The organism is Ruegeria sp. K5, from assembly GCF_056531805.1.
The window spans coordinates 940308-966727 of the sequence record NZ_JBQFML010000001.1 but is presented as its reverse complement, the minus strand read 5'-3'; the positions used below and the strand labels follow the sequence as shown (position 1 = coordinate 966727).

General features: G+C 60.5%; 28 protein-coding genes. 14 read left to right on the top strand and 14 right to left on the bottom strand.

Annotation, left to right across the window (positions count from 1 at the left end; genetic code table 11):
- The first annotated feature begins 34 nt into the window (after positions 1–34).
- The 10 genes from ACR0MO_RS04865 to ACR0MO_RS04820 all read left to right on the top strand — a co-directional run bounded on the left by ACR0MO_RS04865 (position 35) and on the right by ACR0MO_RS04820 (position 9367).
- Complete coding sequence (locus ACR0MO_RS04865) at positions 35–1285, top strand: Zn-dependent hydrolase (protein WP_170451330.1); 1251 nt, start codon at positions 35–37, stop codon at positions 1283–1285.
- A gap of 91 nt (positions 1286–1376) precedes the next feature.
- Positions 1377–2831, top strand: a complete 1455-nt coding sequence (gene hydA / locus ACR0MO_RS04860; RefSeq protein ID WP_480889950.1) for a dihydropyrimidinase — start codon at positions 1377–1379, stop codon at positions 2829–2831.
- A 53-nt stretch (positions 2832–2884) separates the two neighbouring features.
- The gene (locus tag ACR0MO_RS04855; RefSeq protein WP_170451327.1) at positions 2885–3682 is read left to right on the top strand and encodes an ABC transporter ATP-binding protein; all 798 of its coding nucleotides are present in this window, start codon (positions 2885–2887) and stop codon (positions 3680–3682) included.
- Complete coding sequence (locus ACR0MO_RS04850; protein ID WP_480889948.1) at positions 3672–4109, top strand: GNAT family N-acetyltransferase; 438 nt, start codon at positions 3672–3674, stop codon at positions 4107–4109. The genes ACR0MO_RS04855 and ACR0MO_RS04850 overlap by 11 nt, the downstream gene beginning before the upstream one ends.
- Positions 4106–5038 (top strand): ABC transporter permease subunit, encoded by a 933-nt coding sequence (locus ACR0MO_RS04845; RefSeq protein WP_170451325.1) that lies wholly within the window; start codon positions 4106–4108, stop codon positions 5036–5038. The genes ACR0MO_RS04850 and ACR0MO_RS04845 overlap by 4 nt, the downstream gene beginning before the upstream one ends.
- Positions 5035–5880, top strand: coding sequence for an ABC transporter permease (locus tag ACR0MO_RS04840; protein ID WP_170451324.1), 846 nt, complete (start codon positions 5035–5037; stop codon positions 5878–5880). Before ACR0MO_RS04845 ends, ACR0MO_RS04840 begins: the two co-directional genes overlap by 4 nt.
- A gap of 62 nt (positions 5881–5942) precedes the next feature.
- Positions 5943–6932 carry an ABC transporter substrate-binding protein gene (locus tag ACR0MO_RS04835; RefSeq protein ID WP_170451323.1) on the top strand — a complete coding sequence of 330 codons (990 nt, stop codon included), beginning with the start codon at positions 5943–5945 and terminating at the stop codon, positions 6930–6932.
- Between the two features lie 158 nt (positions 6933–7090).
- Positions 7091–7804, top strand: coding sequence for an ABC transporter permease (locus tag ACR0MO_RS04830; RefSeq protein ID WP_170451322.1), 714 nt, complete (start codon positions 7091–7093; stop codon positions 7802–7804).
- The gene (locus tag ACR0MO_RS04825) at positions 7797–8531 is read left to right on the top strand and encodes an ATP-binding cassette domain-containing protein (RefSeq protein ID WP_170621656.1); all 735 of its coding nucleotides are present in this window, start codon (positions 7797–7799) and stop codon (positions 8529–8531) included. The genes ACR0MO_RS04830 and ACR0MO_RS04825 overlap by 8 nt, the downstream gene beginning before the upstream one ends.
- A gap of 20 nt (positions 8532–8551) precedes the next feature.
- Positions 8552–9367, top strand: a complete 816-nt coding sequence (locus tag ACR0MO_RS04820) for an ABC transporter substrate-binding protein (protein WP_480889943.1) — start codon at positions 8552–8554, stop codon at positions 9365–9367.
- A gap of 52 nt (positions 9368–9419) precedes the next feature.
- Here ACR0MO_RS04820 and ACR0MO_RS04815 read toward each other — a convergent pair whose 3' ends face one another.
- The 10 genes from ACR0MO_RS04815 to ACR0MO_RS04770 form a co-directional block, all read right to left on the bottom strand.
- Positions 9420–10292 (bottom strand): substrate-binding domain-containing protein, encoded by an 873-nt coding sequence (locus tag ACR0MO_RS04815; RefSeq protein ID WP_480871631.1) that lies wholly within the window; start codon positions 10290–10292, stop codon positions 9420–9422.
- Entirely contained in the window at positions 10293–10418 is a 126-nt protein-coding gene (locus tag ACR0MO_RS04810) for a hypothetical protein (protein ID WP_480581542.1), read from the bottom strand.
- A gap of 14 nt (positions 10419–10432) precedes the next feature.
- Complete coding sequence (locus ACR0MO_RS04805; RefSeq protein ID WP_480780484.1) at positions 10433–11695, bottom strand: c-type cytochrome; 1263 nt, start codon at positions 11693–11695, stop codon at positions 10433–10435.
- Entirely contained in the window at positions 11696–12904 is a 1209-nt protein-coding gene (locus ACR0MO_RS04800; RefSeq protein WP_480780485.1) for a formate dehydrogenase subunit gamma, read from the bottom strand.
- Between the two features lie 70 nt (positions 12905–12974).
- Positions 12975–13571 carry a formate dehydrogenase FDH3 subunit beta gene (gene fdh3B, locus ACR0MO_RS04795; RefSeq protein ID WP_039530246.1) on the bottom strand — a complete coding sequence of 199 codons (597 nt, stop codon included), beginning with the start codon at positions 13569–13571 and terminating at the stop codon, positions 12975–12977.
- A 17-nt stretch (positions 13572–13588) separates the two neighbouring features.
- Positions 13589–16483 carry a formate dehydrogenase subunit alpha gene (locus tag ACR0MO_RS04790; RefSeq protein WP_480889940.1) on the bottom strand — a complete coding sequence of 965 codons (2895 nt, stop codon included), beginning with the start codon at positions 16481–16483 and terminating at the stop codon, positions 13589–13591.
- Positions 16484–16615: 132 nt separating this feature from the next.
- Complete coding sequence (locus tag ACR0MO_RS04785; protein ID WP_480889938.1) at positions 16616–16804, bottom strand: twin-arginine translocation signal domain-containing protein; 189 nt, start codon at positions 16802–16804, stop codon at positions 16616–16618.
- Positions 16805–16865: 61 nt separating this feature from the next.
- Positions 16866–17477, bottom strand: a complete 612-nt coding sequence (locus tag ACR0MO_RS04780) for a TorD/DmsD family molecular chaperone (RefSeq protein ID WP_480889935.1) — start codon at positions 17475–17477, stop codon at positions 16866–16868.
- A gap of 3 nt (positions 17478–17480) precedes the next feature.
- Entirely contained in the window at positions 17481–18050 is a 570-nt protein-coding gene (locus tag ACR0MO_RS04775; protein WP_170518063.1) for a DUF3306 domain-containing protein, read from the bottom strand.
- Complete coding sequence (locus tag ACR0MO_RS04770; protein ID WP_170451312.1) at positions 18047–18601, bottom strand: DUF3305 domain-containing protein; 555 nt, start codon at positions 18599–18601, stop codon at positions 18047–18049. The genes ACR0MO_RS04775 and ACR0MO_RS04770 overlap by 4 nt, the downstream gene beginning before the upstream one ends.
- A gap of 263 nt (positions 18602–18864) precedes the next feature.
- Here ACR0MO_RS04770 and ACR0MO_RS04765 point away from each other — a divergent pair, with 263 nt between their 5' ends.
- Complete coding sequence (locus ACR0MO_RS04765) at positions 18865–20820, top strand: 4Fe-4S binding protein (RefSeq protein WP_170518065.1); 1956 nt, start codon at positions 18865–18867, stop codon at positions 20818–20820.
- Here the strand turns inward: ACR0MO_RS04765 and ACR0MO_RS04760 are convergent.
- Positions 20814–21542: a c-type cytochrome gene (locus ACR0MO_RS04760; protein WP_480889932.1), complete on the bottom strand. Its 729-nt coding sequence runs from the start codon at positions 21540–21542 to the stop codon at positions 20814–20816. The two genes, ACR0MO_RS04765 and ACR0MO_RS04760, sit on opposite strands and share 7 nt — an antisense overlap.
- A gap of 105 nt (positions 21543–21647) precedes the next feature.
- Between ACR0MO_RS04760 and ACR0MO_RS04755 the strand changes: the two genes are divergently transcribed.
- From ACR0MO_RS04755 to ACR0MO_RS04745, 3 genes are read left to right on the top strand one after another with little or no spacing between them, the layout of a single operon-like run.
- Positions 21648–22709: an Mrp/NBP35 family ATP-binding protein gene (locus tag ACR0MO_RS04755; protein WP_170451309.1), complete on the top strand. Its 1062-nt coding sequence runs from the start codon at positions 21648–21650 to the stop codon at positions 22707–22709.
- The gene (locus ACR0MO_RS04750) at positions 22706–23401 is read left to right on the top strand and encodes a biotin/lipoate--protein ligase family protein (protein WP_170451307.1); all 696 of its coding nucleotides are present in this window, start codon (positions 22706–22708) and stop codon (positions 23399–23401) included. Before ACR0MO_RS04755 ends, ACR0MO_RS04750 begins: the two co-directional genes overlap by 4 nt.
- Positions 23401–23880, top strand: coding sequence for a DUF6505 family protein (locus ACR0MO_RS04745; RefSeq protein WP_170451305.1), 480 nt, complete (start codon positions 23401–23403; stop codon positions 23878–23880). Before ACR0MO_RS04750 ends, ACR0MO_RS04745 begins: the two co-directional genes overlap by 1 nt.
- On the opposite strand, the gene ACR0MO_RS04740 is transcribed toward ACR0MO_RS04745, so the two are convergent.
- The 3 genes from ACR0MO_RS04740 to ACR0MO_RS04730 all read right to left on the bottom strand — a co-directional run bounded on the left by ACR0MO_RS04740 (position 23877) and on the right by ACR0MO_RS04730 (position 26399).
- The gene (locus tag ACR0MO_RS04740) at positions 23877–24377 is read right to left on the bottom strand and encodes a flavin reductase family protein (protein WP_170518068.1); all 501 of its coding nucleotides are present in this window, start codon (positions 24375–24377) and stop codon (positions 23877–23879) included. The genes ACR0MO_RS04745 and ACR0MO_RS04740 overlap by 4 nt on opposite strands.
- A gap of 88 nt (positions 24378–24465) precedes the next feature.
- A complete protein-coding gene (locus ACR0MO_RS04735; protein ID WP_480889929.1) occupies positions 24466–25878 on the bottom strand; it encodes a 3'-5' exonuclease in 1413 nt (470 codons plus the stop codon).
- A gap of 2 nt (positions 25879–25880) precedes the next feature.
- Positions 25881–26399, bottom strand: a complete 519-nt coding sequence (locus tag ACR0MO_RS04730) for a hypothetical protein (RefSeq protein WP_170451300.1) — start codon at positions 26397–26399, stop codon at positions 25881–25883.
- Between the last annotated feature and the right edge of the window lie 21 nt (positions 26400–26420).

Sequence of the window (26420 nt, the reverse complement as noted above, 5' to 3'; positions counted from 1 at the left end):
GCGAGCCAAATCGCAAGCGACAGGGAAAAAGACAATGGCAGCTCCGGCGCAGAATCTCAGGATCAATGGCGACAGGTTGTGGGACAGCCTGATGGAAATGGCCAAGATTGGGCCCGGCGTCGCGGGCGGTAACAACCGCCAGACATTGACCGATGAAGACGCCGAAGGCCGCGCCCTGTTCCAGACATGGTGCGAGGATGCGGGCTGTTCCATGGGGCTGGACCAGATGGGTAACATGTTTGCCCGGCGCGAGGGCACGGACCCGGATGCGCTGCCGGTCTATGTGGGCTCGCATCTTGATACGCAGCCGACGGGGGGCAAATATGATGGCGTTCTGGGCGTGCTTGGGGGATTGGAGATCATCCGGACCCTGAATGATCTTGGGATCAAGACCAAACACCCTATCGTGGCGACGAACTGGACCAATGAAGAAGGCACGCGATACGCGCCTGCCATGCTGTCCTCGGGCGTGTTTGCCGGGATGCACACGCAGGATTGGGCCTACGGTCGCGAAGATGCTGAGGGCAAGAAATTTGGCGACGAGTTGCAGCGTATCGGCTGGCGCGGCGATGAAGAGGTCGGCGCGCGCAAGATGCATGCGTTCTTTGAGTTGCACATTGAACAGGGGCCGATTTTGGAGGCCGAAGGCAAGGATATCGGGGTCGTCACCCATGGTCAGGGGTTGAGTTGGACTCAGATAACCGTGACCGGCAAGGATGCGCATACCGGATCGACCCCAATGCCGATGCGCAAGAATGCCGGGCTGGCGATGGCGCGCATTCTTGAGAAGGTGGATGAGATCGCCTGGTCCCATGCACCCCATGCCGTTGGGGCGGCGGGACATATCGACATCTATCCGAACTCACGCAATGTGATCCCGGGCAAGGCGGTGTTCACGGTCGATTTCCGCTCGCCCGAGTTGGATGTGATCACCGATATGGAGAACCGGTTGCGCGTCGCGGCCGAGGACATTGTCAATGAGATGGGCCTTGAGATCGAATTCGAGAAGGTCGGCGGATTTGATCCGGTCAAATTCGATGATGGATGTGTTGCTGCCGTGCGCGATGCGGCGGAACGGTTGGGTTATTCGCACACGGACATCATCTCGGGCGCCGGGCATGATGCCTGCTGGATCAACCGGGTTGCACCGACCGCGATGGTGATGTGCCCGTGTGTGGATGGGCTGAGCCATAACGAGGCCGAAGAGATCAGCAAGGACTGGGCTGCGGCCGGGGCCGATGTTCTGTTTCATGCGGTCGTCGAGACGGCGGAAATCGTGGAATAGGGGGCGCTGCCCCCGTCGCCCAAGGGCGACTCCCCCGAGGTATTTTTGAACAGAAGAAGCAAGTGGCGCAGACCACATCAGGGAGTTTAACATGAGCACAGTCATCAAGAACGGAACCGTTGTTACGGCAGATTTGTCTTACAAGGCGGATGTGCTGGTCGAAGGCGGCGTGATCATTGAGATCGGGATGGGCCTGAAGGGCGATACCGAGCTGGACGCGACCGGATGTTACGTCATGCCGGGCGGCATCGATCCGCATACGCATCTGGAGATGCCGTTCATGGGGACCTATTCCAGCGACGATTTCGAAAGCGGCACGCGGGCGGCTTTGGCGGGTGGGACGACCATGGTGGTCGATTTTGCGCTGCCAAACCCGGGCGAGAGCCTGCTGGATGCGTTGAAGCGCTGGGACAACAAGTCGACGCGTGCGAATTGCGATTACTCGTTTCACATGGCGGTGACCTGGTGGGGCGAGCAGGTGTTCAATGACCTCAAGACGGTGATTGAGACGCGGGGCATCAACACGTTCAAGCATTTCATGGCCTATAAAGGCGCGTTGATGGTGAATGATGACGAATTGTTCGCCTCGTTCAAGCGTCTGGCCGAGCTGGGCGGCACCGCGATGGTCCATGCCGAGAATGGCGATGTGGTGGCGGAACTGAGCGCCAAACTGCTGGCCGAGGGTAATACCGGCCCCGAGGCGCATGCCTATTCCCGCCCGCCGCAGGTGGAAGGCGAGGCGACCAACCGGGCGATCATGATCGCGGATATGGCGGGCGTGCCGCTTTATGTCGTGCATACCTCGTGCGAAGAGGCGCATGAGGCCATTCGGCGGGCCAAGATGCAGGGTAAGCGGGTGTGGGGAGAGCCTTTGATCCAGCATCTGACCCTGGATGAACGCGAATATTTCAATCAGGATTGGGATCACGCGGCGCGGCGGGTCATGAGCCCCCCGTTCCGGAACAAGCAGCATCAGGACAGCCTGTGGAACGGGTTGCAATCCGGGACGCTGAGCGTTGTGGCCACGGACCATTGTGCCTTTACCACGGAACAGAAACGCTATGGCGTGGGGGATTTCACCAAGATCCCGAACGGGACCGGAGGGCTTGAAGACCGGATGCCGATGTTGTGGACGCATGGGGTGAATACCGGGCGCCTGACCATGAACGAGTTCGTAGCGGTAACTTCAACAAACATCGCCAAGATATTGAATTGCTACCCGAAAAAGGGCGCTGTTCTGGTCGGCGCGGATGCCGATTTGGTGGTTTGGGATCCTGAGAAATCCAAGACCATCAGCGCGGGCACTCAGCAATCGGCCATCGACTACAACGTCTTTGAAGGCAAAGAGGTCAAGGGCCTGCCACGCTTTACCCTGACACGTGGTCAGGTCGCTGTGCATGATGGAGAGATCCGCACGCAGGAAGGCCACGGTGACTTTGTAGCGCGTGAGGCGAATACGACCGTGAACAAGGCGTTGAGCACATGGAAAGAGCTGACCGCGCCGAGGCCGGTCGAGCGGACGGGTATTCCGGCAACGGGCGTATGACGTAGATGAGCCGTCTTGCGGCGGCTCAAATCCACTCTTTTCAAGGCAATGGAATGAATACTGAAAGTAAGACCCCGTCCGTGATCGAAGCCAGGCAACTTGACCTGACCTTCCAAACCAATGACGGGCCGGTTCATGCCCTCAAGGATGTGAACCTGACAATCGACAAGGGCGATTTTGTCAGCTTCATCGGCCCTTCGGGCTGCGGTAAAACCACGTTCCTGCGCTGCGTTGCTGCGTTGGAGACCCCGACCGGGGGAACGTTGACCGTGAATGGCATGACCCCGGATGAGGCGCGGCGCAAGCGGGCTTATGGGTATGTGTTTCAAGCGGCAGGCCTGTATCCGTGGCGGACCATTGCCAAGAACATCAAACTGCCGCTTGAGATTATGGGTTATTCCTCGGCGGAACAGGATGAGCGTGTTAGGAACGTACTGGAACTTGTTGATCTTGAAGGGTTTGGTGGGAAATTTCCATGGCAGTTGTCTGGCGGAATGCAGCAACGGGCCAGCATCGCGCGAGCCCTGGCCTTTGATGCCGATATCCTGCTGATGGATGAACCGTTCGGGGCTTTGGATGAGATTGTGCGCGACCACCTGAATGAGCAGCTTTTGGCACTTTGGGCACGGACCGAGAAGACGATTGGCTTTGTGACCCACTCGATCCCCGAGGCGGTGTATCTGAGCACCAAGATCGTGGTCATGAGCCCCCGACCCGGGCGGATTACGGATGTGATCGACAGCCCCTTACCCAAGGAGCGGCCGTTGGACATTCGTGACACGCCGGAATTCATCGAGGTCGCGCATCGGGTGCGCGACGGGCTGCGGGCGGGGCATTCCTATGATGACTGACGCCGTCCAAATCAGACGCGCAAGGCCCGAGGATGTGGAGGCATGCGCGCGGGTGGTTCATGACTGGGCCAGCCAAACCGACTGGATGTCGGACGAACTGCCCGTAGGTCAAATCGCCGACATGATCCGCAAGGCGTTTGATGCGCGCGAAATCTGGGTCACCGGAGACCCGATTGATTGCTATATGTCGGTCGATCCAAAGGAAAACAAAATCGGTGGGCTCTATTGCAGCCGAACCGGACAGGGGATCGGCAAGAGATTTGTCGATCAGGCCAAAGAGGGGCGGGACTTTCTTTGGTTGACCACCCATACCCCCAACACGGCGGCGCAGCGATTTTACCGGCGCGAAGGGTTTGAGGTGACGGCCGAGGAACCGCCGGTGCCTCCGGACACCGTTCCTGTCCTGCGGATGGAGTGGCGGGCATGAAACAGTTCTTTGCAGTCATGACCGTTCTGCTGGCCATTGTTGTGCTGTGGTATCTGGCGGTTGCACCGATGAATATCCGTGTCTCGCTGGATCAGGCCGAACGCGCAGGCGAAACCGTCACGCCCGAGGCGTCACGGGACCGTCAGCAGGTCTCGGTCTGGGTTCTGATGACGCAGAATTCAGCGCATATCGTTCGCGGCTACGAACTCGACCGTCCGCGCCTGCCGACCCCGATTCAGGTGGGGCAGGAGCTGTGGAAAACCACTGGTGAGATGGCGATGCGCGGGCGGGCCATGTCAAAGAGGTCGTTGATCTACCACGGCTGGATCACGCTGCAATCCACCCTTTGGGGTTTCGTGCTGGGCACTGCCGTGGGCATTCTGGGGGCCGTCGCCATTGTCTATTCGCGTGTCGTCGATATGAGCCTGATGCCATGGGCCATTATCAGCCAGACGGTGCCGATTGTGGCCTTGGCCCCGATGATCATTGTCCTGAGTTCACAATTGGGGATCGAGGGGCGCGGGGTGCCGAAGGCGATTATCTCGGCCTATTTGTGTTACTTCCCGGTTCTGGTCGGGATGGTCAAAGGGCTGCGGTCGCCTGCCGTATCACAACTGGATTTGCTCAGAACCTACAATGCAAATGGACTGCAGGCGTTTCTGAAACTGCGCCTGCCGTCCTCGGTGCCGTATCTGTTTACCTCGCTGAAGGTGGGGATCGCGGCGGCCTTGGTGGGGACGATTGTGGGCGAGTTGCCGACGGGTGCAATCTCGGGCCTGGGTGCGCGGATATTGATCGGGGATCAGTTCGGCACGCCGCTGGCGATCTGGGCGGCGCTGTTTGCGGCGGCGATTCTGGCCGGCATCCTGGTGACGTTGCTGGACGTGCTGCAACGGGTGACCCTAAAACGCATGGGGATGGGCGCATGAACTGGCTGATCTTTTCCCTGATCTTCTGGGCCGGTGCGTGGTGGCTGAATGCCTGGCTGGCGCGGTCGATCTATCGCGACTCGAAGGGTATTCGGGTCTTTGTGCCGGTGCTGTTTGGTGTCACGCTGCTGATCCTGTGGGAAGGGCTGGTGCGGGGCCTCAACGTCTCACCCGTGATCCTGCCGCCGCCGTCAATGGTGGCGCAGACCTTTGCGAATTCGACGGATATTCTGTGGCAGGATTTTACCCAGACGGTCTTTAAAGGGGCGTTCACCGGCTTTGCCATCGGCAGCAGCGCGGCTTTCGTGACTGCAATCCTGATCGACCGGTCGGTGTTCCTGACACGCGGGCTGCTGCCCATCGGGAATTTTGTCGCGGCCCTGCCCATCGTGGGGATTGCCCCCATTCTGGTCAGTTGGTTCGGGTTTGACTGGCAATCCAAGGCGGCTGTTGTCGTCGTGATGGTGTTCTTCCCGATCCTCGTGAATACGGTGCAGGGCCTGCGCGAGGCGGGCGCCATGCAGCGCGATCTGATGCGCACCTATGCGGCCAGTTACATGCAAACGCTGATCAAGCTGCGCCTGCCTGCGGCGATGCCGTTTGTTTTCAACGGCCTCAAGATCGCCACAACGCTGGCGCTGATCGGGGCTATCGTGGCCGAATATTTCGGATCGCCGACGCGCGGCATGGGCTTTCGGATTTCGACCGGGGTGGGCAGCCTGTCCATCGATCTGGTCTGGGCCGAGATTGCTGTGGCGGCCATGGCGGGGACGGTGTTCTATACATTGGTGGCAGGGCTCGAAAAGGTGGTAACCTTCTGGCACCCCTCACAACGCGGATAACAAAAAGAAGACTTAACAGACCCCGAAAACGGGGCACAACACGCAACTAGGAGAAGATGAAGATGAAAAAGCTACTCAGCGGGGCGGTTGCCGCCTTTAGCCTGGCCGCCAGTTCAGCACTGGCCGCAGATGAGGTGACCTTGCAGCTTAAGTGGGTCACGCAGGCTCAGTTCGCTGGCTACTATGTGGCAAAGGACAAGGGGTTTTATGAGGAAGAAGATCTGGACGTGACCATACTGCCGGGTGGTCCTGACATTGCGCCGACGCAGGTCATTGCCGGTGGCGGGGCCGATGTGACCGTCGAATGGATGCCTGCCGCATTGGCTGCCCGCGAAAAGGGCCTGCCTTTGGTCAATATCGCGCAGCCATTCAAAAGCTCGGGCATGATGCTGACGTGCTGGAAGGATGCCGGGATCGCCGCGCCGGAGGATCTGAAAAACCGCACCCTGGGTGTTTGGTTCTTTGGCAACGAGTTCCCGTTCATGAGCTGGATGAGCCAGCTTGGCATCGATACCGGCGGCAAAAGCGAGAGCGGGGTTGAGGTTCTGAAACAGGGTTTCAACGTCGATCCGCTGTTGCAGCGTCAGGCCGATTGCATCAGCACCATGACCTATAACGAATACTGGCAGGTCATCGATGCAGGCGTCAGCCCGGACGAGCTGGTGACATTTAAGTACGAAGATCAGGGCGTCGCGACGCTGGAAGACGGTCTTTATGTACTGGAAGAGAACCTGAGCGATGAGGCTTTCGTGGACAAGATGCAGCGCTTCGTCCGTGCCTCGATGAAAGGCTGGAAATATGCCGAGGAGAACCCGGAAGAGGCCGCTCTGATCGTTCTGGACAATGATGCGACCGGTGCGCAGACCGAAGAGCATCAAAAGCGCATGATGGGTGAGATCGCCAAGTTGACCGCAGGCTCGAACGGCGCGCTTGACCCGGCGGATTTCGAGCGGACCGTTGGCACCCTGCTGGCCGGTGGCTCTGACCCGGTTATCACCAAACAGCCCGAAGGTGCCTGGACGCATCAGATCACCGATGCGGCATTGAACTAAACCAAACAGGCATTTCGCACGTCACGACGCGGTCCCAAACGGGGCCGCGTTTTTCATTCCAACTGTCGGAATTGTGTATGTACTTGGGGTCAAACCGGGTTAGTATTTCTTTGTAATTTATCGCATTTCATCCGATTTGCGTTGCAACTGGGAAAATAATGCAGGGATTTGCATCAGAATTCAGCGGCGCGCTGTCTTTGATCCTCAATGGGGATGCAGAGCTGTGGGCCATTGTGCTTCTGTCCCTGAAAGTTTCCCTGTTTGCGGTACTGATTTCTGCGCTGATCGGGATGCCGGTTGGGGCAGCTCTGGCTGTTGCCCGGTTCCCCGGACGGCGGGTTCTGATCGTGCTGATGAACGCGCTGATGGGCTTTCCGCCGGTGGTGGTGGGGCTGTTGGTGTATCTGATGCTGTCCCGTTCGGGGCCGCTGGGCGTGCTTGAACTGCTTTATACGCCCACCGCAATGATCATCGCTCAGGTCGTGCTGGTGACGCCCATCGTGGCCGCGCTGACCCGACAAGTGGTTGAGATGCTGGCCGAGGAGTATTCGGAACAACTCCGGTCGCTTGGGGTGTCGCGTCTGGCCTCGGTTCCGGTGCTGCTGTGGGATGCGCGGCTTGCTCTGATCACAGCATTGCTGGCCGGGTTTGGCCGCGCGATTGCCGAGGTCGGGGCGGTGATCATCGTGGGCGGCAATATCAACCACGTGACGCGGGTGATGACCACGACGATCGCGCTGGAAACCTCGAAAGGCAATCTGGCGCTGGCGCTGGCTTTGGGTGCGATCCTGATCGGGATTGCGGTGGCCGTGAATGCGATGGTCAGCGCCGCCAGCCTGCGGGCCGAGCAGGAGGGATTGCGCCATGCGTGATCTGGTCTCGGATATGACAAATCGCCTTCATGTCCGCGACGTGCAGATCCGCCGCAACGGGAAAGCTCTGCTGGACGTTGCTGATCTGACGTTGGACGGGCCGGGGCCGACCCTTTTGCTGGGACCGAACGGAGCGGGTAAAAGCCTGTTGCTGCGCTGTTTGCACGGGTTGATTGTGCCGGATCAGGGGCGGGTGATGCAGGACGACACACCGCTGAACGCCGATCACCTGTCGCGGCAGGCGATGGTGTTTCAGCAGCCGGTTCTGCTGCGACGCTCGGTCTCCGCCAATCTGGATTTTGTGTTGAAACGTCAGGGGCTGGCACGCGCCGCGCGCAAAGCCCGGATCGTTGAATTGCTGGCCGAGGGTGGGCTTGAGGACAAAGCCCGGCAATCCGCGCGTTCACTGTCAGGGGGTGAGGCGCAGCGGCTGGCGATCCTGCGCGCGCTGGCGGTGAACCCCGAGACTTTGTTTCTGGACGAACCCACAAGCGCGCTTGACCCAAGTGCCACGCAGATGATCGAACGTATGATCCTGCGCGCGTCGTCTCGGGGTGTGCGGATTGTGATGGTCACCCACGACATCGGGCAGGCGCGGCGGCTTGCGGCGGATATTGTCATGATGCAGGGCGGCCATGTGGTTGAACATGGTTCCGCAAAGCAGGTTCTGGATGCCCCGCAAAGCGAGGCATCCCGGCGCTACCTGGCAGGCGGTTTGGTCACTTAGCAGGAAACTTGGAGGTCGCGATGGTTCGGGCAGTTTTGCGCGCAGCACTGGTGGGTCTTGGCCTGATGGCAGGGACTGCTTTGGCAGAGGAGCCGTTCATTGTCGTGCAATCCACCACGTCTACCCAGAACTCGGGCCTGTTGGACTATATCCTGCCGGGGTTTGAGGCGGAGAGCGGGATCGATGTGCGCGTCGTGGCTGTTGGAACCGGTCAGGCCATTCGCAACGCGATCAATGGGGACGGGGATGTGCTGCTGGTGCATTCTAAGCCGGCCGAGGAGCAGTTCGTGGCCGATGGCTGGGGCGTTGAGCGATTTGACCTGATGTATAACGATTTTGTTCTGGTCGGACCGAAATCGGACCCGGCTGGCGTCAAGGGCGGGTCGGATATTCTGTCTGCATTGGCGGCGATTGAGGCGGTAGAGGCCGTTTTTGTCTCGCGCGGGGATGACAGCGGTACGCACAAGGCCGAGCTCGGCCATTGGGCGGAGGCCGGTATTGATCCGACCGAGGCGTCCGGGACGTGGTATCGCGAAACCGGCTCGGGCATGGGGGCGACGTTGAACGTGGCCAGCGGCATGGGGGCCTATACGCTGACCGACCGGGCAACCTGGCTGTCCTTTGGCAACCGGGGCGATCTTGAAATACTGGTCGAGGGCGACCCGCGTTTGTTCAACCAATATGGCGTGATCCTTGTGAACCCCGGCAAACACCCCACAGTGCGCGCCAACGCAGGGCAGAGGTTTATCGACTGGCTGCTGGGGCCGGACGGTCAGGCGGCCATCGAGTCATTCCGGCTGCAGGGGCAGCAGGTGTTCTTTCCCAACGCGCAGTGAATTGGCCTGCGGCCAATGCCTTCGGCGAGAGTATTTTTAAAAAGATGAAGTTTTACCCGCTGGCGCCATTATGGTGGATCTGTCCCAATCCGTTCAGATCGTAGCCGCCGAATTCGGAGGCCCGGGCGTGGAATTGGTCGGAACGCAAGAAGCGCAGCAATTTCTGCATCGGTGGGTCGAAATAGGCGCGTCGCCAGATGGCCAGATCCAGTCTTTCGGAATGGGTCGGGGCAAAGCCAAGATTGTAGAGGCTGGCTAGCGCACCCAGACCGAACCCGGCCTCGGCTTTTGTGTCGTACAAGGTGATGGCCAGTTCCTCTTCGGTGCGGGCGCAGTTTGGCAGGGCGTTCAGATCATCCCGTGTCATGCCATGCGCTTCGAGCTGCGCGTCAAACAGGCGCTGGCTTGCGGCACTGTTCTGGCGCAGGATGACGCGCCGATTTCTAAGGTCGGCAAACCCGCTAATGTCGGTGACACCGGGGGCGAGCAATAACCCGCGCTGCCGCTGGGCAATTTCGACCAGAACCATGGGCGCTTCGCCCAACGCATCGCGCAGGGAGGTTGTGTTGAACCCATCTTCTTCGTGGATGTGCAAGACCGCGGCTTGCGCGCTGCGATCTGCAAGGCGGGTCAGCCCGTCGAAAGAGCCGTCATAATAAGTCGCCAACCCCGATCCGCTTTCCCGCAGCGCCCAATCCAGCAGAGGATCATGGCTGCCCGCGACGATGGCGGGCAGGGGTGGTTCGGCCACCTGCGGACCGGATCGAGAGGCGTTGAGCCATGCGATCACCTCGGCGCGGGGGAACAGCAGTTTTCCCATGGCGCGGACGCAGGGCACCTCGCCCGAGGAGGCCAGATCGTAGGCCTTTCGCTCGCCGATCCGCAGCAGGTCGGCCAGTTCTTTGGTGGTCAGGTAGTCGGACATTCAGTCAAGGCGCACGGCTGAGCCGGAAGTGGCCTCTTCGGCGCTAAAGCCCATCTGCTCCAGCGTGTAAGGGGCTGCAACGGTGATGACGACCATCGCGGCCAGGGCGGCAAAAAAGGCTTTCATGGTCTCCTCCGGGTTCAGTCCTGGTCAACCGTTGCGCGGCGTAGAAAGGCGATCAAATCGTCCCGGTCCTGTGCTTGGGTAATCCGCTGCATCGGCATCTTTGACCCTGGAATGTAGTGATCCGGCCCTTCTTCGAAAAGGGCATTTATCGTCTCATCATTCCAAATGATATCAGTGTCTTGTAAGGTTTCCGAGTAGAAATAGCCCGGCAAGGTTCCGGCCGGGCGACCGAACAGTCCATACAGCGTTGGACCGGCGCGTCGTTGCCCATCAGGTGTCAGGCTGTGGCAGATCGAGCATTTGCGGGCGAATTGGCGCTCGCCATTGCTCATTTCGTCTGGGTTTTTCAGAAAGCTTGGCTCGACAGCGGCCATTTGGTCTTGATCGCCAAGGGCTGAAACCGGCCAGCTATACATGGCGTCGTCGATGCCGCCCGCGTGGATGTTCTGCCCGTCGGCGGAAAAGGCCAGCGCCCAGACCGGCCCGCGCAGGGTGGCGCGGAAATCCTGCGCGATGCGCCATTCGGTCGTGTCGATCACCATGATGTAGCCTTCGCCATCACCAACCGCCAGCAAGCTGCGGTCGGGGCTGAGGGCAAGCGCAAGGATCGGGCGGCGGTCGAGGGTGAAGTCTCGTTCTTCCCGCGTGGACAGGTCCAGAATGCGCGTGACGCCGTCAACCGCGCCATAGGCGATCCAGTTGTCCTGCGTGTTCAGGATCAATTCGTTGATGCCAAAGCCATGCTCGACCAACCGATCTGTTTCCTGACCGGTGGCAACATCCCAAAGCCGCAGAGCGCCATCGACCCCCGCAGAATAAAGATGCGCGCCATCTGGCGAAAAGGCCACTGCGTTCACACCGCTGCCGGTTGGTCCAAGCAAAACAGGGTCTGACCCGTCGACCGGCCAAAGCCCGATGGTGCCATCCCAACTGGCTGTGGCAACGTGGGTTTTCGAAGCTGCAAGCCCGACGATCTTGCCTTTGTGCTGGCCGACAATTGCACCGCCGGGCCAGCGACGCAGGGTGAAATCGTCCCCGGCGGAATAGATCGCGGTTCCGTTGAACACGACGCTGTTGACGGCGGCTTCGTGGCCTTCAAGCCATTCGGGGGATTTGCCCGACCATAGACCCACGGAATTGTCGAAACTGGCCGTCGCAATGCGCCCGTCCGGCGCGGTGGCGATCCCCATGATCGGGCCGCCATGACCCTTGAGCGTGAAGAACTCGGACCAGGCGGGCAGGGGGACCAGCGCCAGGGCCAGGATCAGCCCGCGCATCTATTCTGCGGGTGAAGCCGCTGCTTTACCGGCCTCTTTTTCCTGCACCTCTTCCAGCCACAGCGAGTGGTGCTCGCGCGCCCATTGCTCTTCGACCTCACCGGTTCCCATGGCATCGAATGCGCCCTCCATCCCGACCGAGCCGAGGTAGATATGGGCGATGATGATGGCAATGAAGACATAAGCCACCATAACGTGCCAGACCTGCGCATACTGCATCTCTTCCTGCGGTGCCATTTGTGTCGGCAGGTTCAGGCCCAATGCTTGCGGAATGCCGGTGGCGTTTGCGACCGAGAAAGTCTTGGCAAACATCGGCAATTCAAACGGGAACAGCAGCGACAGGCCCGACAGGCTGATCGAGACGCCCAGCAGGATGCAGGCCCAGAAGATGATCTTTTGACCGGCGTTGAACTTTTTGGCGGGCGGGTGAGAGCCTTTGGTGAAAAGCCCCCCTCCGGCAGCCAGCCATTTCAGGTCCGTGCGGTTTGGTATGTTGTGGGCGATCCAGTTCACGGTGACGATGATGAGCCCCAGCATAAAGGCCCAGGCCAGGTTGTTGTGCAGCCATTTGCAGCCCTGGGCGATGGTCGCGAAGCCTTCCTTGCCGAAGATCGGGATCAGGAAGTCGCGCCCATAAAGCGTCAGCAGGCCGGTAAGGCCGAGGATCAGGAAGGACCCGGCAAACAGCCAATGCCCGAAGCGTTCAAAACTGGTAAAGCGCAGGACAGTCCGGCCGGTTTTCTCGCCATCAATACGGATTTTTCCGCGGATCAGGAAGAACAAGACGATGATCGCAAGCATTCCTGCGACGATATAGCCGCCGTATTCGCGCAACGGTCCGGTGCGGAATTCCCACCACCACATGCCGCCGTCCTGTATCAGAACACTGTCGGCAGGCCCACGAGATGAGACGGTGACGACTGCCGAACCAAAGCGCAACGCACGGTAGACATCGCTGTCCGATGACACGCCGCTTGGGCCAAACTGGCCCAGCAGACCCTCGACATTGCCCTGGCCGGTGTTTTCCGAACGATAGGCGTTATCCACCTGTTCGCCGCGCTGTCGGGCCAGAATATCCTCAAGCGTCGTCGCGCCGCCGGTCGAACTGCGCTCGGTCGTGGGGGCAGGTGCTTCGGTCTCGTCGGATTGCGCAAGTGCGGCCTGCGCCAGTCCAATCGTAAGCGATAGTGCGAAGAATAAGCGGAACATCTGAACCTCGGTCAAAATTCCAAAGCAGGCGACCCGCACGGGCGGGTCACCTGAGTTTGATGCAGACGGTTTATCCGTCTTTCTGGTCGTAGGCCGTGCCCCAACCCCACGCGCCCGAACCAAACCCGCGCGCGACGACGCGCTCGCGGTAGATGGCCGAGACCACGTCGCCGTCACCGGCAAGCAGGGCCTTGGTGGAACACATCTCGGCGCAGATGGGCAGTTTGCCCTCGGCGATCCGGTTGCGACCGTATTTGGCGAACTCTGCGGTCGAGTGCGTTTCCTCGGGACCGCCGGCGCAGAAGGTACATTTGTCCATCTTGCCGCGCGATCCGAAGTTGCCCGCCTGCGGGTATTGCGGCGCGCCGAACGGGCACGCGTAGAAGCAATAACCACAGCCAATGCACAGGTCCTTGGAGTGCAGGACAACCCCTTCTTCGTTCTGATAGAAGCAGTCGACCGGGCACACCGCCATGCAGGGCGCATCCGAGCAATGCATACAGGCCACCGAGATCGAGCGTTCGCCCGGGTCACCGTCATTGATCGTCACCACCCTGCGGCGGTTCACGCCCCACGGCACCTCGTGTTCGTTCTTACAAGCGGTGACGCAGGCATTGCACTCGATGCAGCGTTCGGCGTCGCAGAGAAATTTTGCTCTTGCTGCCATTTTTCTCTTCTCCTCCCTTACGCTGACCAGATTTTGCAGAGAGTCGCTTTGGTCTCCTGCATCTGGGTCACTGAATCGTAGCCATAGGTCTGGGCGGTGTTGGTACTTTCACCCAGCACATATGGGTCTGCACCGGCGGGGTATTTGTGCCGCTGGTCCTCGCCCTGGAAATGGCCACCAAAGTGGAACGGCATGAAGGCCACACCGGCACCGACCCTGTTGGTCAGCATCGCCATCACCTTGACCTTGCCACCCTCAGGACCTTCGACCCAGACCTGTGATCCGTCACGAATGCCCAGGTTGTTGGCATCGCGGGGATTGATCTCGACGAACATGTCCTGCTGAAGCTCGGCCAGCCACGGGTTCGACCGTGTCTCATCACCGCCGCCTTCATATTCGACCAGACGACCTGACGTTAGGATTATCGGGTAATCCTTTGAAAAGTCGTTCTTTTGGATCGAAGCATAAAGGGTGGGCAGGCGATACGCGTGCCGGTCTTCGTAGGTCGGATAATCCTCCACCAGATCGCGCCGGTTGGTATAGAGCGGTTCGCGATGCAGCGGGATCGGATCCGGGAAGGTCCAGACAATCGCGCGGGCTTTGGCGTTCCCGAAGGGCGCACAGCCATGCTCGATCGCAACCCGCTGGATGCCGCCGGACAGGTCGGTTTTCCAGTTGGTCTCTGGTCCCGCAACGGCGTCGATGGCTGCGCGTTCCTCAGCCGTCAGATCGCCGTCCCAGCCGAGGTCCATCAGCATCTGCATCGTGAATTCGGGATAACCATCCTGAATTTCCGATCCAACGCTATAGACCCCTTCGGCCAGCAGGTTGTCACCATCGCGTTCCACCCCGAAACGAGCGCGGAAAGTCAGGCCACCTTCGGCCACCGGCTTGGACATATCATAGAGGTTCGGTGTCCCCGTATGACCCATCTCGGCCGTGCCCCAGCAGGGCCATGGCAGTCCGTAATACTCGCCGTCGTTTGGTCCACCAATGGCTTGCAGCGTGGTTCTGTCGAACGTGTGCTGGTTGGCCATGTGGCTTTTCAGACGTTCCGGCGACTGACCAGTATAGCCGATGGTCCAGAGGCCCGCGTTGAACTCACGCGTGATGCTTTCAACGTTGGGGGTCTCGGCATCCTCCATCTCGATATTGCGGAACAGACGATCCGCCCAGCCGAACTTGTTGGCGAACTTGGCCATGATGACCTCGTCCGGCAGGCTTTCGAACAGCGGATCCACCACCTTGTCGCGCCACTGAAGCGAGCGGTTCGACGCGGTGACAGAACCACGGGTTTCGAACTGCGTACAGGCGGGCAGCAGGTAAACGCCATCGGTGCGGTCATGCAGCACGGCGGAAACGGTGGGATACGGGTCGATCACGACCAGCATGTCCAGCTTCTCCATCGCCGTTTTCATTTCCGTCATCCGGGTCTGCGAGTTGGGCGCGTGGCCCCAAAGAACCATGGCGCGGACGTTGTTGTCCTGATCCATGTTGGCCGGGTCTTCCAGAACACCGTCGATCCAACGAGAGACCGGGATGCCGCGCTCATTCATCAGCGGCTTGTCCTTGCCTTCCTTGTCCTTGATCGTGGCGAACTGACCTTTAAGCCAATCCAGATCCTCACCCCAGACGCGGCTCCAATGGCCCCATGCCCCTGCGGACAGGCCGTAATAGCCGGGCAGAGTGTGGGACAGAACACCAAGGTCCGTTGCGCCCTGCACGTTGTCATGGCCGCGGAAGATGTTGGTGCCACCACCCGAGGTGCCCATGTTGCCAAGCGCAAGCTGCAGCACGCAATAGGCGCGGGTGTTGTTGTTGCCGTTGGTGTGCTGGGTTCCACCCATACACCAGATCACGGTGCCGGGGCGGTTGTTAACCATGGTCCGGGCAACGCGTTTCAGCTGCGAGCCGGGAACGCCGGTCACACGCTCGGTCTCTTCCGGGTTCCAGTTGGCAACTTCGGTGCGGATCTGGTCCATACCCCAGACACGGGTACGGATGAACTCTTTGTCCTCCCAACCGTTATCGAAGATGTGCCACAGGATACCCCAGATCAGCGCAACGTCTGTGCCGGGACGGAACCGGACATATTCATCCGCATGCGCTGCCGTGCGCGTGAATCGCGGGTCGCAGACGATCAGCGGAGCGTTGTTCTGCTCTTTCGCGCGTAGAACGTGCAGCAGCGAGACGGGGTGCGCCTCGGCCGGGTTGCCGCCGATGATGAAGATGGCCCGGGAATTGTGGATGTCGTTATACGAATTGGTCATGGCGCCGTAGCCCCATGTGTTCGCAACACCCGCAACGGTGGTTGAGTGGCAGATACGGGCCTGATGGTCCACGTTGTTCGTGCCCCAATAGGCGGCGAACTTGCGGAACAGATAGGCCTGTTCGTTATTGTGCTTGGCCGAGCCCAGCCAGTACACGCTGTCCGGCCCGGATTCCTGACGGATGTTCATCATGCCGTCGCCGATCTCGTCGATCGCCTGTTCCCAGCTGATGCGCTTCCACTCGCCGCCTTCCTTTTTCATCGGATATTTCAGGCGGCGTTCGCCATGGGCGTGCTCGCGGACCGAGGCCCCCTTGGCGCAGTGTGCACCCAGATTGAACGGGCTGTCCCAGCCGGGTTCCTGACCGACCCAGACACCGTTCTGTACTTCGGCAACGACCGTACAGCCGACCGAACAGTGGGTGCATACGGATTTGATGTTTTCAACGGCTGTGTTGGCCGCTGTCTGGGCGCTGGCTGGCGTCACGGTTCCACCCGTGGCGCTGATCGCGGCAAGGCCGCCGATCGTCAGGCCCGAGCCACGCAGAAATGCGCGGCGATCGACGGTTTTCTCGCCGACCTGGGACAGGATACTTGTCCGCTGGGGGCGTCTCGCAACCCCGTTGGTCTTTTTCCTTAACATTGGTTTCCTCCCTTGCTGGCCATGTAAGCCATGGCTGGCTTGGTGCTGGTGATGCCGACGTCAGGGCCAATCGCAACCGTCAGTCGGATGGTGAAAACGTCCGATCCTAGAACCGGGTGCTTTCATCGTCGCTCAAAAGCGCGTGCTTTCGAAGTATGCGCGGGTGTGCGCGGTGTCCTGCATGCGGGTCTCGTCCGTTGGCAGCTCGGCTGCTTCGGCCTGACCGCTCAGGCTGGCGGCGGCGACGGCAGCGGGTGCTGCGGTTCCGGCCAGTTTGAGGAAGTTCCGGCGCGTGGTGCCTTCTTCCTTGATCTTGCTCATGGGCTCCTCCTGTCCCAGTTGCGATCTAGCGCCAAACGGGGCGCTGGCGAGTGACAGCGCATCACGCTGTCGTCATTCGGAAGGCCTCGCGTTCGATCTCCATGAACAACCGACCGGCTGTGCCGACCGAGGCATAGAGAACCGACGCTTCGGCGGCTTCCAAATCCGAATAGAAATGTGCGGCCCAGGGGCCGATATGTTTGTTCCAGAACGCTTTTTGGTCTTCCAGCGTGGCAGGCGCGCCAAAGCGGCCTACGATCATGCCCGCCATCATCTCCATCAGTGAGGCGATGTTGTCCTCGGGCTCGAACACATTCTGCGCCCGTGTGATCCCACGCGCGGCCATGTCGTTGCGAAGCTGCGCGAGGGGTTTTTCGTTCAGGAACCCGGTCAGGTAGAAACTTGCGTAAGGCAGCAATTCTCCACGACCCAGCCCAATGAACAGCGCGTTGAACTCACGCTCGGCGGCAGCGGGTTTGGTGACTTTTGCCACCCGCGCCATCGCCTGAATGGCCTGACCCAGATCGGTGTCGTCGCCGCTTAGGCCCGCCATCTGATCCAAAAGCAACTGATCGGGCGGGCCAGCCAGCAGCAGACCCAGAAAGTTGTAGAAATCCGCGCGAAGCCGATCTTCGGCTGAGATGTCTATGGTCTGCGCGTTATCTGCGGTCATGCGTTATCCTTCGAATTCAAATCTCATACGGCGCGGGGAAGGGGGCAGTTCAGCCTCTTCCGGCTCGTGGGCTGCGGCTACCGAAACGGGTTCAGGAGGGGCTTGATCCAAAGCCGGTTCCTGTTCGATCTCAGGTGGCTCAGCCAGGTCTTGGGGCGTTTCTTCCTCTGCCTCAGCAGCTAGTGCTTCAACATGCGCCAGCATGCCTTTGCCAACCTGATACGCTGTCTGGAGGTTCTCGATCACGCAGGCGGCGTCCGTGTAATCCTCGCCGTAATCGACCAGCCCATCCACATTGGCCAGCACCGGGTTCAGCCGCCACAACCGACGTAGCGCCCGACGACGCAGCCGGTCCGGCACCGCCTTGGCCATGAAGCCCGAGACATCGTCGCCCGCCTGCAACTGATCCGGGTCGGGCAGGTTGAACTCGGCCAAAATTTCTGCGTCGGCCTTTTCTTCCAGTTCGGTGTGCTGTGCTGCGATAGCCTGTTCTTCCGCCGCAATCACTTCGGCCTTGGCTTCGGCCTGAACGGCAGCTTTGCGGCGGGACCAGAAATCGCGGGCTTGGGTCATTGCACAACCCTCCGCGGGGCGCGGTAGACGTCCGAGTCCTGCCGGATCCGCGCATCGCCCTTGCCGTCCTCAATCAGATCGGTCCGTTTCTTGTCGCGACGGCGTTTGACGAAAACCTCATCGCGGTGGTGCTCAAGGGTAAAGTCCCGCATCCAGGCAATCAGGCCATCGGTCATCGGGATTTTTTCGACGATCTCTTCGCCGGTATCGGCGTAATCCTGACCTTCGAAGGGCGAGGCGGTGATCAGCACCGCATCCATCGGGCGTTTCCCGTCCAAAGCATCGCGCAGAACCAGATAGATCGAAGGCTGACCGTCAGACAGGTTGACCATGTAAGCCTCGGTCTCATCTGCCCACAAGGTCAGGGGCAGGGTGGCGGCGTGATATTCGACCGCTTCGCCTTCGCGCCGCAACTCCAGCCAATCGGCCGGGCCCGCTCCGGGCAGCGCCGCAACAGCGCGCCAGTTCCACTTGGCCCAGCGGGTCACACCAGGTGTTTTGCGCACAACGACGCCAACAGGCATTTCGATACGGCTTGCGGCCTTGGCCACTGGCTCCTCCCCGTAAGGCTCTCCCCTGCCTTACCTAGCGTCTACTATGGTACACATAGCGCTATCATGCCAAGTCTCAATCATGTGAAAACGGGCGTGATCACCTAGAATTTAACATGTGAAATTCCGACCGATTCAGTCGGAAAACAAGGGGATTTCCGATTTATCCAACAACTTGCCGCTGCTTGGGCGCGGGGGCTGGATTGCCAGCGGCAGGATACCATCTAATGTAGACAAGTAAGGAAGCTGTCCGGGGGAGGGACATGGCCACCAAACTCATCCTATGTGACTGCGAAGGGTCACAGCCCGTTGACGCCGACCGGATAGGCTCAGCCTGCGAAGTCGAGTGTTCCAGAACCCACACAGCCCTGTGCACCCGCGAGCTTGGCGTGGTGGCCGAGTTCATGAAAGGCGATAATCCGGTTCTGATCGCCTGCGGGCAAGAGCAGGAGGTGTTCCGCGATCTGGCCGAGGACCTCGACGTCGATTTGCCCGCCTTCGTCGATTTGAGGGACCGCGCCGGTTGGTCGGATCAGGCCCGGGACGCTGCGCCCAAGATGGCCGCGTTGGCCGCCGAGGCGTTGGTGCCCTTGCCAATCACACCCAGCGTGGATGTGATCAGCGAAGGGACGTGCTGCATCATTGGCCCCGCCGAGGCTGCGTTTGAATTGGCGGAACGTCTGTCCGGTACCTTGGCGGTCACGGTTATGACGTCCGGGGACAGTGTTCCCTTCAGCCGCGCTTTTGATGTGGTGCGCGGGCAGGTGCGTTCGGTAACAGGTGCCTTGGGGGGATTCTCGCTGCAGATCGATCAGGTTCAGCAGGTCGAACCGGGTGGGCGCGGGGCCTTCACATGGTCAACTCCCCGCGATGGTGCGAAATCCGCATGCGATATCCTGATTGACCTGACCGGCGGCACGGCCTTGGTTCAGGCCCCGACCAAGCGCGAAGGGTATCTGCGCGCTGACCCGCGCGATCCGGTGGCGGTTGCCCGTCTGGCCTTTGACGCCGCGCAGTTGGTGGGGACCTTCGAAAAGCCGCTATATGTCCGGTTGGAGGAAACTCTGTGTGCTCATTCCCGCGCCGAACAGGTTGCGTGCACCAATTGCCTCGACATCTGCCCGACTGGCGCAATCACCCCGGCGGGTGAGCATGTTGCGATTGACCCGATGATCTGCGCGGGTTGCGGGGCTTGCGCCGCCCTGTGCCCCTCGACCGCGATTACCTATGAGGACCCGCCCGTGTCGGCGATCCTGTCCCGGATGCATGTTCTGGCCCGCACTTACCGCCGGGCCGGAGGTGCAGCGCCGCGCCTGCTGGTGCATGATATCCACGGGGCCGAGATGATCCGTATGGCCGCGCGCTTTGGCCGGGGTCTGCCCGCTAACGTGATCCCGATGGAGTTGAGCGTGATTTCAGGCTTTGGCCATGCAGAAATGCTGGCCGCCCTGGCCCATGGCTTTGCGCGGGTCGATATACTGCTTGCCCCCACAACCGAGCGGGACGCGCTGGACCAAGAGCTTGAACTGGCGAAAGCCATAGCCGGAGATGGCGCATTGGGACTAATTGATGAGGCTGACCCGGACACCGTGTCGGATCAGCTTTACGCGCAAGAGGTTCCGACACCGCTGGCCGATCCGGTTCTGCCCTTGGGCAACCGTCGGCAAATCACCCGGTTGGCTGCGCAGGCCCTGAACCCAGAAGCCGACGCGCCTTTGTCACTGCCGGAAGGTGCGCCATATGGGGCAGTTGCGGTGAACACCGACGCCTGCACCTTGTGTCTTAGCTGTGTGTCGCTTTGCCCATCGGGGGCATTGATCGACAACCCGGACAAACCGCAACTGAACTTCCAGCAGGACGCCTGCCTGCAATGCGGCCTTTGCCGGAATATCTGCCCGGAAGATGCAATTGCTTTGGTGCCGCAGCTTGACCTGAGCGATGCGGCCCTGTCCCAGCAGGTGTTGAACGAAGAAGAGCCGTTTGCCTGCGTGGAATGCGGCGCGTTGTTCGGGGTGAAATCAACGGTCGAGCGCATCATGGAGAAACTTTCAGGCACGCATCCGATGTTTGCCTCGTCCGAGCAGGCGCGGATGATCCAGATGTGTGACAATTGCCGGGTGAATGCGCAGTTCAAGATCCAGGACAATCCGTTCCAGTCCAATCCGAAACCTCGGGTGGTCACTACGGACGACTATTTCTCAAAACGGAAGGATCATTGATGCTGCAGCGGCGCGCCCAGATCCGCCGCATCGATGACCGAGACAAAGGCAAGGATGGCCTCAAGATCGTCCAGCGTCATTTCAACCGGATGAATGGGCGAGGGGCGCGACGGATCGAACGGCGGCGTCAATCCATCGATCTGCGTGAAAGCCGGGTGCGGGTTCAGCGCAAAGAAGGCCTGAAACCGTTCGGACCAGTCGGGCAGGGTGCGCAACACCGCAAAAGACGGGGTCGAGCCCAGACCGTTCATCCGGTTCTGAGGGCCGATCACATGGCACCTGCCGCAATGGGTCATCGACAGTTCCTCGCCCAATGCCGTGTCACCATCGGTGGTCGGGGTGTCGTCGGTAGTGACGACTTCGAAACTGGCGCTGAACGGCGCGCCTTGATCCGGTGCAAAACTCTCGACCGTGCGCTTGCCAATGTCCGACAGCAGCCAGTCACGGAACCGGGACTGGCGCGGGTCGTCCTGAATGCCCAGATGATAGATCACCGTATCGCGGGCAAAGACAGGATCGCCGCTGGGTTCAGCCGACAGCGTCATAACACCGTCTTCTGCGGCAATAACGCGTATCCCGGTCTTGAGTGAAAAGCGCGGAAGAATATGTTGCAAAAGGCCCGTGTCTGAAACCTCGGGCGGGGCGGCAAGGCCGATGGCCTCTTGCGACCCGGAAGGGGTGGCGGTGAGCGTCAGGCTGAGGCACAACAGGACAAAGCGCATGGCCAAACCTAACGGCCAATTGGCAAATGCGTCAAATGAACGAAGAAAGACGGAGACACATGCAATGAAAAGCAACCATGCGATGCAGGGTAAGGGGATGAAGGCATGAGTGTCCGTGACGCGGTTCTTGCAAACCTGAAAAAGATCACCGACCCGGTGTCCGGTCAGGATATCGTCAGCGCCGGTGTCGTGCGCGCGCTGAATGTCGAAGGTGATACCGTGCGGTTTGTGCTCGAGATCGATCCCAAGCAGGCCGAACGCATGGAACCCGTGCGCGCCGCTGCCGAACAGGCCGCGCAGATGGTGGACGGTGTCGCCAAGGTCTCGGCCATGTTGACCGCGCATTCCGACAAGGCCCCGCCGGATCTGAAGCCCAAGCCCAAACCCTCGCAAACCGGGCCGCAGGCGGTTCCGGGTGTGGATCGGATCATCGCAATTGCCTCGGGCAAGGGTGGGGTGGGTAAGTCCACCGTCTCGGCCAACCTCGCCTGTGCCTTGGCGGCTGAGGGTCGGCGCGTGGGTCTGTTGGATGCGGATGTCTACGGCCCATCGCAGCCCCGGATGCTGGGTGTCTCGGGTCGGCCCGCCAGCCCGGATGGCAAGACGATCCTGCCGCTGCGCAACCACGGCGTCACCATGATGTCGATGGGTCTGATGACCAACGAAGGGCAGGCGGTTGTCTGGCGCGGACCCATGCTGATGGGCGCGCTGCAACAGATGATGAGCCAGGTGCAATGGGGTGCGCTGGATGTGCTGATCGTCGATCTGCCACCCGGCACTGGCGACGTGCAACTGACGCTGAGCCAGAAGTTCCAGGTGGACGGCGCCATTGTCGTCTCGACCCCGCAAGATGTGGCCCTGATCGACGCCCGCAAGGGGATCGACATGTTCAATCAGCTCAAAACGCCCATCGTCGGTATGATCGAGAACATGTCGACCCATATCTGTTCCAATTGCGGGCATGAGGAACATATCTTTGGCCATGGTGGTGTCACCGCAGAGGCCGAGGCGCTGGGCGTCCCGCTGCTGGGTGAAATTCCGCTGCATCTGGACATCCGTCTGGCCGCTGACGGAGGTGCGCCCATCGTCGTCACCAAACCCGACAGCCCGCAGGCCGAAGCGTTCCGGAAGATCGCCCGCGACATGATTGCCAAGGGTAACGCATGACCGAACCGGTCTTCCCTCCGCTGCTGACGGGCCATCCTGCGCAGGGCGGGGAAGACCCGTTTGAGAAGGCGCAGGCCATGGCGGCACTGGGCTGTGATGCGGGGTCGGTGGTCTACAACATTCAGGCCGACCGCCTGCGCGTGGCCATCGTCTTCGCGCCTGAGGTGCCATTGCAGGATGCCATGGCGATGCTGCCGCTGTGCGCTGTGGGGTTCCAGAATGCGCTGGGCGCGCTGGCTCCGCCCGAAGTGGCCGTGCATCTTGGTTGGGACGGGCTGATCTGCGTGAATGGCGCGAAATGCGGACAGTTCCACGTCGCAGCCTCGACCACCGACCCGGATCAGATGCCCGACTGGCTGGTGATCGGATGGGAACTGGCGCTGCTGCAAACCAGCGATGCACCGGGGAACACCCCGGACATCACCGCGCTGTATGACGAAGGCTGCGCCGACGTATCTGCGACCCAACTGGTGGAAAGCTGGTCACGGCATATGCTGACATGGCTCAACCGCTGGCAAGAGGACGGCAACGCGCCGTTGCACGGCGAATGGCTGGGCCTTCTGCGTGGCGTCGGGGAACCGCTGGCCCATCGGGGCGTCTTTCTGGGCACGGATGAGCGGTTCGGTATGCTGATCCGGGACGGCGAAGACACCCACTTGCGCCCGCTGACAGAATTATTGGAGACGACCTGATGAAACTCGCCCGCGCGATCCATTTCGATGAAAGCGACATGAATGTGTTTCATTCCCCAGCGCGGACCGGCGAATGGTGCATCTCGGGCGGGTTCGAATTCTCGAACTGGGGGCAGGGCGATTTGGAAGGGAAATCCCGGCAGGCCTTCGCCAATGGCTGGTTGGGGTTAGAGACCTTCGGGCGCGTGACATTTGTTGCGGTGACCCAGATCGAAGCGGCGGAAAAAGATCAGATCATCCAAAACCTGGCCGAACATTTCGTGCAGCTCTACGGTGCGCCTTCGGTTGAGGATGCGCTGGGTGTGGCGCAGGCAGAAATCGAGCATATGTCGGAACTGTGCGATGAGCACGCGCCGAACATCCTGCTGACCGTCGCGCGCGAGCTGACCGAAAGCGGTGTGCACGAGGCATTCCGCGTGATCACGCCGCAAGAAACCCAGCTAGAGGCGCTGGCGGTTCATGGGTCGCTAGACGATTAAACGTTGTCGACAAAGCCGCCGAACTGACCGCGCTTGAAGATCAGGCCCTTGCCGGTGCGGTACATCACTTGTTCCACCTGACCGACAAGGATCAGATGATCCCCGGCCTCGTGTTTGGCATGAAGCTGGCAGTCGAACCGGGCCAGACACTCGGCCAGTTGTGGGCGACCGGCTGCATCCGGTTCCCATTTGGCATGAGAGAAATCGGTGCCGTCGCGCGCGAATTTCAGCGCGGCGTCCTGCTGTTCTTGTGCCATGACGTGGATTGCATAGTGCTGGCACCCGTTGAAGGCGTTGAAACGGTATGAATCCTTGGCAAGACACCATAGCACCAAAGGCGGATCCAGCGAGACAGAGGCAAAAGAGTTCACGGTGATCGCCCGCGGGCCGTTTTCCGTGTGCGTTGTTACGACCGTGACACCCGTTCCGAAGCAGCCCAATGCCTCGCGAAAGGCGGTGCTTTGTTCGGGGCTGGGGGTGAATGTGTTTTCGGTCATTGCACGCTCTTGGTTCCGGCGCGCCTGAGGTGCCACGCGCCATCTGGTTTGTCCATCAAAAGCTTAATGTCGCGCGCATATTTCCCGATCAGTTGAGGTCTTCCAGAAGACGCCCATGTTTGCGTGTCTCGGCAATAACCGCGCCAAACGTGGTCATCTGCCTTGCCTGCAACATCGGCAGCATCCTGACCAAGGCCTCGGCCGTTGCGACGGCGTCCCCAAGGGCGGTGTGGCGCAGCGCCTCGGGGATGGTGACGTCCAGCCGGTCACACACAGCGTCCAGCGTATGCGTTTCGCTGGCCCCAAACAGGACCGCCGACAGCAGAACCGTGTCCAGAATGGGGTGATCCCATTCGACATCCATGCGTTTCGCATGACGGCGCAAAAAGGCCATGTCGAACGGCGCGTTATGCGCCACGATCACGGCGTCGCGGGCGAATTGATGAAACACCCGTCCGGCCTGCGCGATATCCGGCGCGCCCTGAACCATGTGGTCGCTGACCTTGTGCACTTTGGTCGAGGCTGCGGGGATCGGGATGCCCGGATCGACCAGCATGTCCAACTGCTCACCCTCGACGATGCGCCCTTTGATGACACGCACTGCGCCGATCTGAACGATTTCATCCTTGTGCGGCAAAAGGCCGGTGGTTTCGGTATCAAAGACGACGAAGCACAAATCCGACAGGGCGCGCTGCTCGAACGCTTCCTCTGCAGCCGTGGTCAGCAGGTCGAAGTCATAAACCAGGGGGCGGGCGGCCTCAGGCGCAATCCGCGCGGCGCTGTCGTCGAAGATCAGCATATAGCCCGGCGCATCGCCCAAAGGCTTCATACGAGCCTGATAGCTTTGATTGCCGTCAATGCTGATCAGGGTGCATTCGACATCCATGCCGGTCTTGGTCAATCGGGCATAAGCTTTTTCCAGCGGCTCGGGATTGAGGTATTCGAACAGGGACGCGTTGAGGCGTGGGTGTGCGATCTGCGCCAAAACCTCTGCCGCCTGCGCGTCATAAAGAACGATCTTGTGCGATGGGCTGGACAGCAGCATGGCCACCGGGATTTCGGTCAACAACGCGGTCAGGCGTTGCTTTTCCGCGGCCAGATTGGCGGTTTCGGCGGCGACTGCCTCGGCGATATTCAGGGTTTTGTCGGATAGCTGATCCGCCAAGCCCGCAGCGGCAGGGGCCAGATCACCCAGATATTTCGCCGCATCAACATCCATATCGGTGCTGACCCCGGCATGCGCGCGGGCCCGTAATTCAGCCGAGAGGCGCTCAATGGGCTTGGCGACGTTGTCGTCGAACAACAGCCAAACCCCCGCGATAAGCGCCAGCAACCCAAACCCGATCAACAGGCCCGAGAAGACAAAGGCATCCAACAATTCCGGCATGTCTGCGCGGGCATAGCTGACCCACAGCGCAACGGTGCTGACGACCACCCCGCCAGCGGCAAGAAGGCAGAAGAACAGAAAAATCCGGATCCGAAGGCTGAGGCGGGTCAGCATGGTTACACTCCGCAGGTTGCCTCGATAATCGGGTCGCCGGTCTCGGCTGTGATCCAGTCGGCGTTCAGCAACTGACCGTCATCGCCAAATTCGGCCCCATCCGCCAGGCTCGCACGGCGATATTCGGCGCAGTTCACGGCGACGGGCAGTTTGGAGACCGGTGACCAGCGGCCAAAGAAATACAGATCGACCAGACGCTGATCTGGCACCTGATCGTTGGTCTTCACGGAGACCGTATCAATCGCGGCGAACCGGTCCACGAAGGGCACCGCATAGGTCCAGGGACGATAAAACGCGCGGCTTTCGACCTCTTGGATCACCGCCAGACTGTCGGGCAGAGTGTCCCGGGTGCGATCATACCAGGAATACTCGCTGGCGATCGTCATCCCGATCATCCCCAAACCTGCCGCGACCGGAGTGGCCCAACGCGGCAACAGACCGCCCGTCAGTTTGTTCAGCACCATCACGATCCCGGCGAATGCAAAACCCGCGAATATTGTGCCGATCAATTCCAGAAACATGCGGTTCCTCCAGTTTTCGGG

Bases quoted from the DNA above. Each gene is read 5' to 3' on its own strand.
- ACR0MO_RS04850 (WP_480889948.1), top strand. From the start codon at position 3,672: ATGATGACTGACGCCGTCCAAATCAGACGCGCAAGGCCCGAGGATGTG.
- ACR0MO_RS04815 (WP_480871631.1), bottom strand. From the start codon at position 10,292: ATGTCCGACTACCTGACCACCAAAGAACTGGCCGACCTGCTGCGGATC.
- ACR0MO_RS04755 (WP_170451309.1), top strand. From the start codon at position 21,648: ATGAGTGTCCGTGACGCGGTTCTTGCAAACCTGAAAAAGATCACCGAC.
- ACR0MO_RS04830 (WP_170451322.1), top strand. From the start codon at position 7,091: ATGCAGGGATTTGCATCAGAATTCAGCGGCGCGCTGTCTTTGATCCTC.
- ACR0MO_RS04785 (WP_480889938.1), bottom strand. From the start codon at position 16,804: ATGAGCAAGATCAAGGAAGAAGGCACCACGCGCCGGAACTTCCTCAAA.
- ACR0MO_RS04750 (WP_170451307.1), top strand. From the start codon at position 22,706: ATGACCGAACCGGTCTTCCCTCCGCTGCTGACGGGCCATCCTGCGCAG.
- ACR0MO_RS04780 (WP_480889935.1), bottom strand. From the start codon at position 17,477: ATGACCGCAGATAACGCGCAGACCATAGACATCTCAGCCGAAGATCGG.
- ACR0MO_RS04790 (WP_480889940.1), bottom strand. From the start codon at position 16,483: ATGTTAAGGAAAAAGACCAACGGGGTTGCGAGACGCCCCCAGCGGACA.
- ACR0MO_RS04730 (WP_170451300.1), bottom strand. From the start codon at position 26,399: ATGTTTCTGGAATTGATCGGCACAATATTCGCGGGTTTTGCATTCGCC.
- ACR0MO_RS04810 (WP_480581542.1), bottom strand. From the start codon at position 10,418: ATGAAAGCCTTTTTTGCCGCCCTGGCCGCGATGGTCGTCATCACCGTT.
- ACR0MO_RS04835 (WP_170451323.1), top strand. From the start codon at position 5,943: ATGAAAAAGCTACTCAGCGGGGCGGTTGCCGCCTTTAGCCTGGCCGCC.
- ACR0MO_RS04740 (WP_170518068.1), bottom strand. From the start codon at position 24,377: ATGACCGAAAACACATTCACCCCCAGCCCCGAACAAAGCACCGCCTTT.
- ACR0MO_RS04800 (WP_480780485.1), bottom strand. From the start codon at position 12,904: ATGTTCCGCTTATTCTTCGCACTATCGCTTACGATTGGACTGGCGCAG.
- ACR0MO_RS04820 (WP_480889943.1), top strand. From the start codon at position 8,552: ATGGTTCGGGCAGTTTTGCGCGCAGCACTGGTGGGTCTTGGCCTGATG.
- ACR0MO_RS04760 (WP_480889932.1), bottom strand. From the start codon at position 21,542: ATGCGCTTTGTCCTGTTGTGCCTCAGCCTGACGCTCACCGCCACCCCT.
- ACR0MO_RS04865 (WP_170451330.1), top strand. From the start codon at position 35: ATGGCAGCTCCGGCGCAGAATCTCAGGATCAATGGCGACAGGTTGTGG.
- ACR0MO_RS04845 (WP_170451325.1), top strand. From the start codon at position 4,106: ATGAAACAGTTCTTTGCAGTCATGACCGTTCTGCTGGCCATTGTTGTG.
- ACR0MO_RS04840 (WP_170451324.1), top strand. From the start codon at position 5,035: ATGAACTGGCTGATCTTTTCCCTGATCTTCTGGGCCGGTGCGTGGTGG.
- ACR0MO_RS04735 (WP_480889929.1), bottom strand. From the start codon at position 25,878: ATGCTGACCCGCCTCAGCCTTCGGATCCGGATTTTTCTGTTCTTCTGC.
- ACR0MO_RS04775 (WP_170518063.1), bottom strand. From the start codon at position 18,050: ATGACCCAAGCCCGCGATTTCTGGTCCCGCCGCAAAGCTGCCGTTCAG.
- ACR0MO_RS04825 (WP_170621656.1), top strand. From the start codon at position 7,797: ATGCGTGATCTGGTCTCGGATATGACAAATCGCCTTCATGTCCGCGAC.
- hydA (WP_480889950.1), top strand. From the start codon at position 1,377: ATGAGCACAGTCATCAAGAACGGAACCGTTGTTACGGCAGATTTGTCT.
- ACR0MO_RS04805 (WP_480780484.1), bottom strand. From the start codon at position 11,695: ATGCGCGGGCTGATCCTGGCCCTGGCGCTGGTCCCCCTGCCCGCCTGG.
- fdh3B (WP_039530246.1), bottom strand. From the start codon at position 13,571: ATGGCAGCAAGAGCAAAATTTCTCTGCGACGCCGAACGCTGCATCGAG.
- ACR0MO_RS04855 (WP_170451327.1), top strand. From the start codon at position 2,885: ATGAATACTGAAAGTAAGACCCCGTCCGTGATCGAAGCCAGGCAACTT.
- ACR0MO_RS04765 (WP_170518065.1), top strand. From the start codon at position 18,865: ATGGCCACCAAACTCATCCTATGTGACTGCGAAGGGTCACAGCCCGTT.
- ACR0MO_RS04745 (WP_170451305.1), top strand. From the start codon at position 23,401: ATGAAACTCGCCCGCGCGATCCATTTCGATGAAAGCGACATGAATGTG.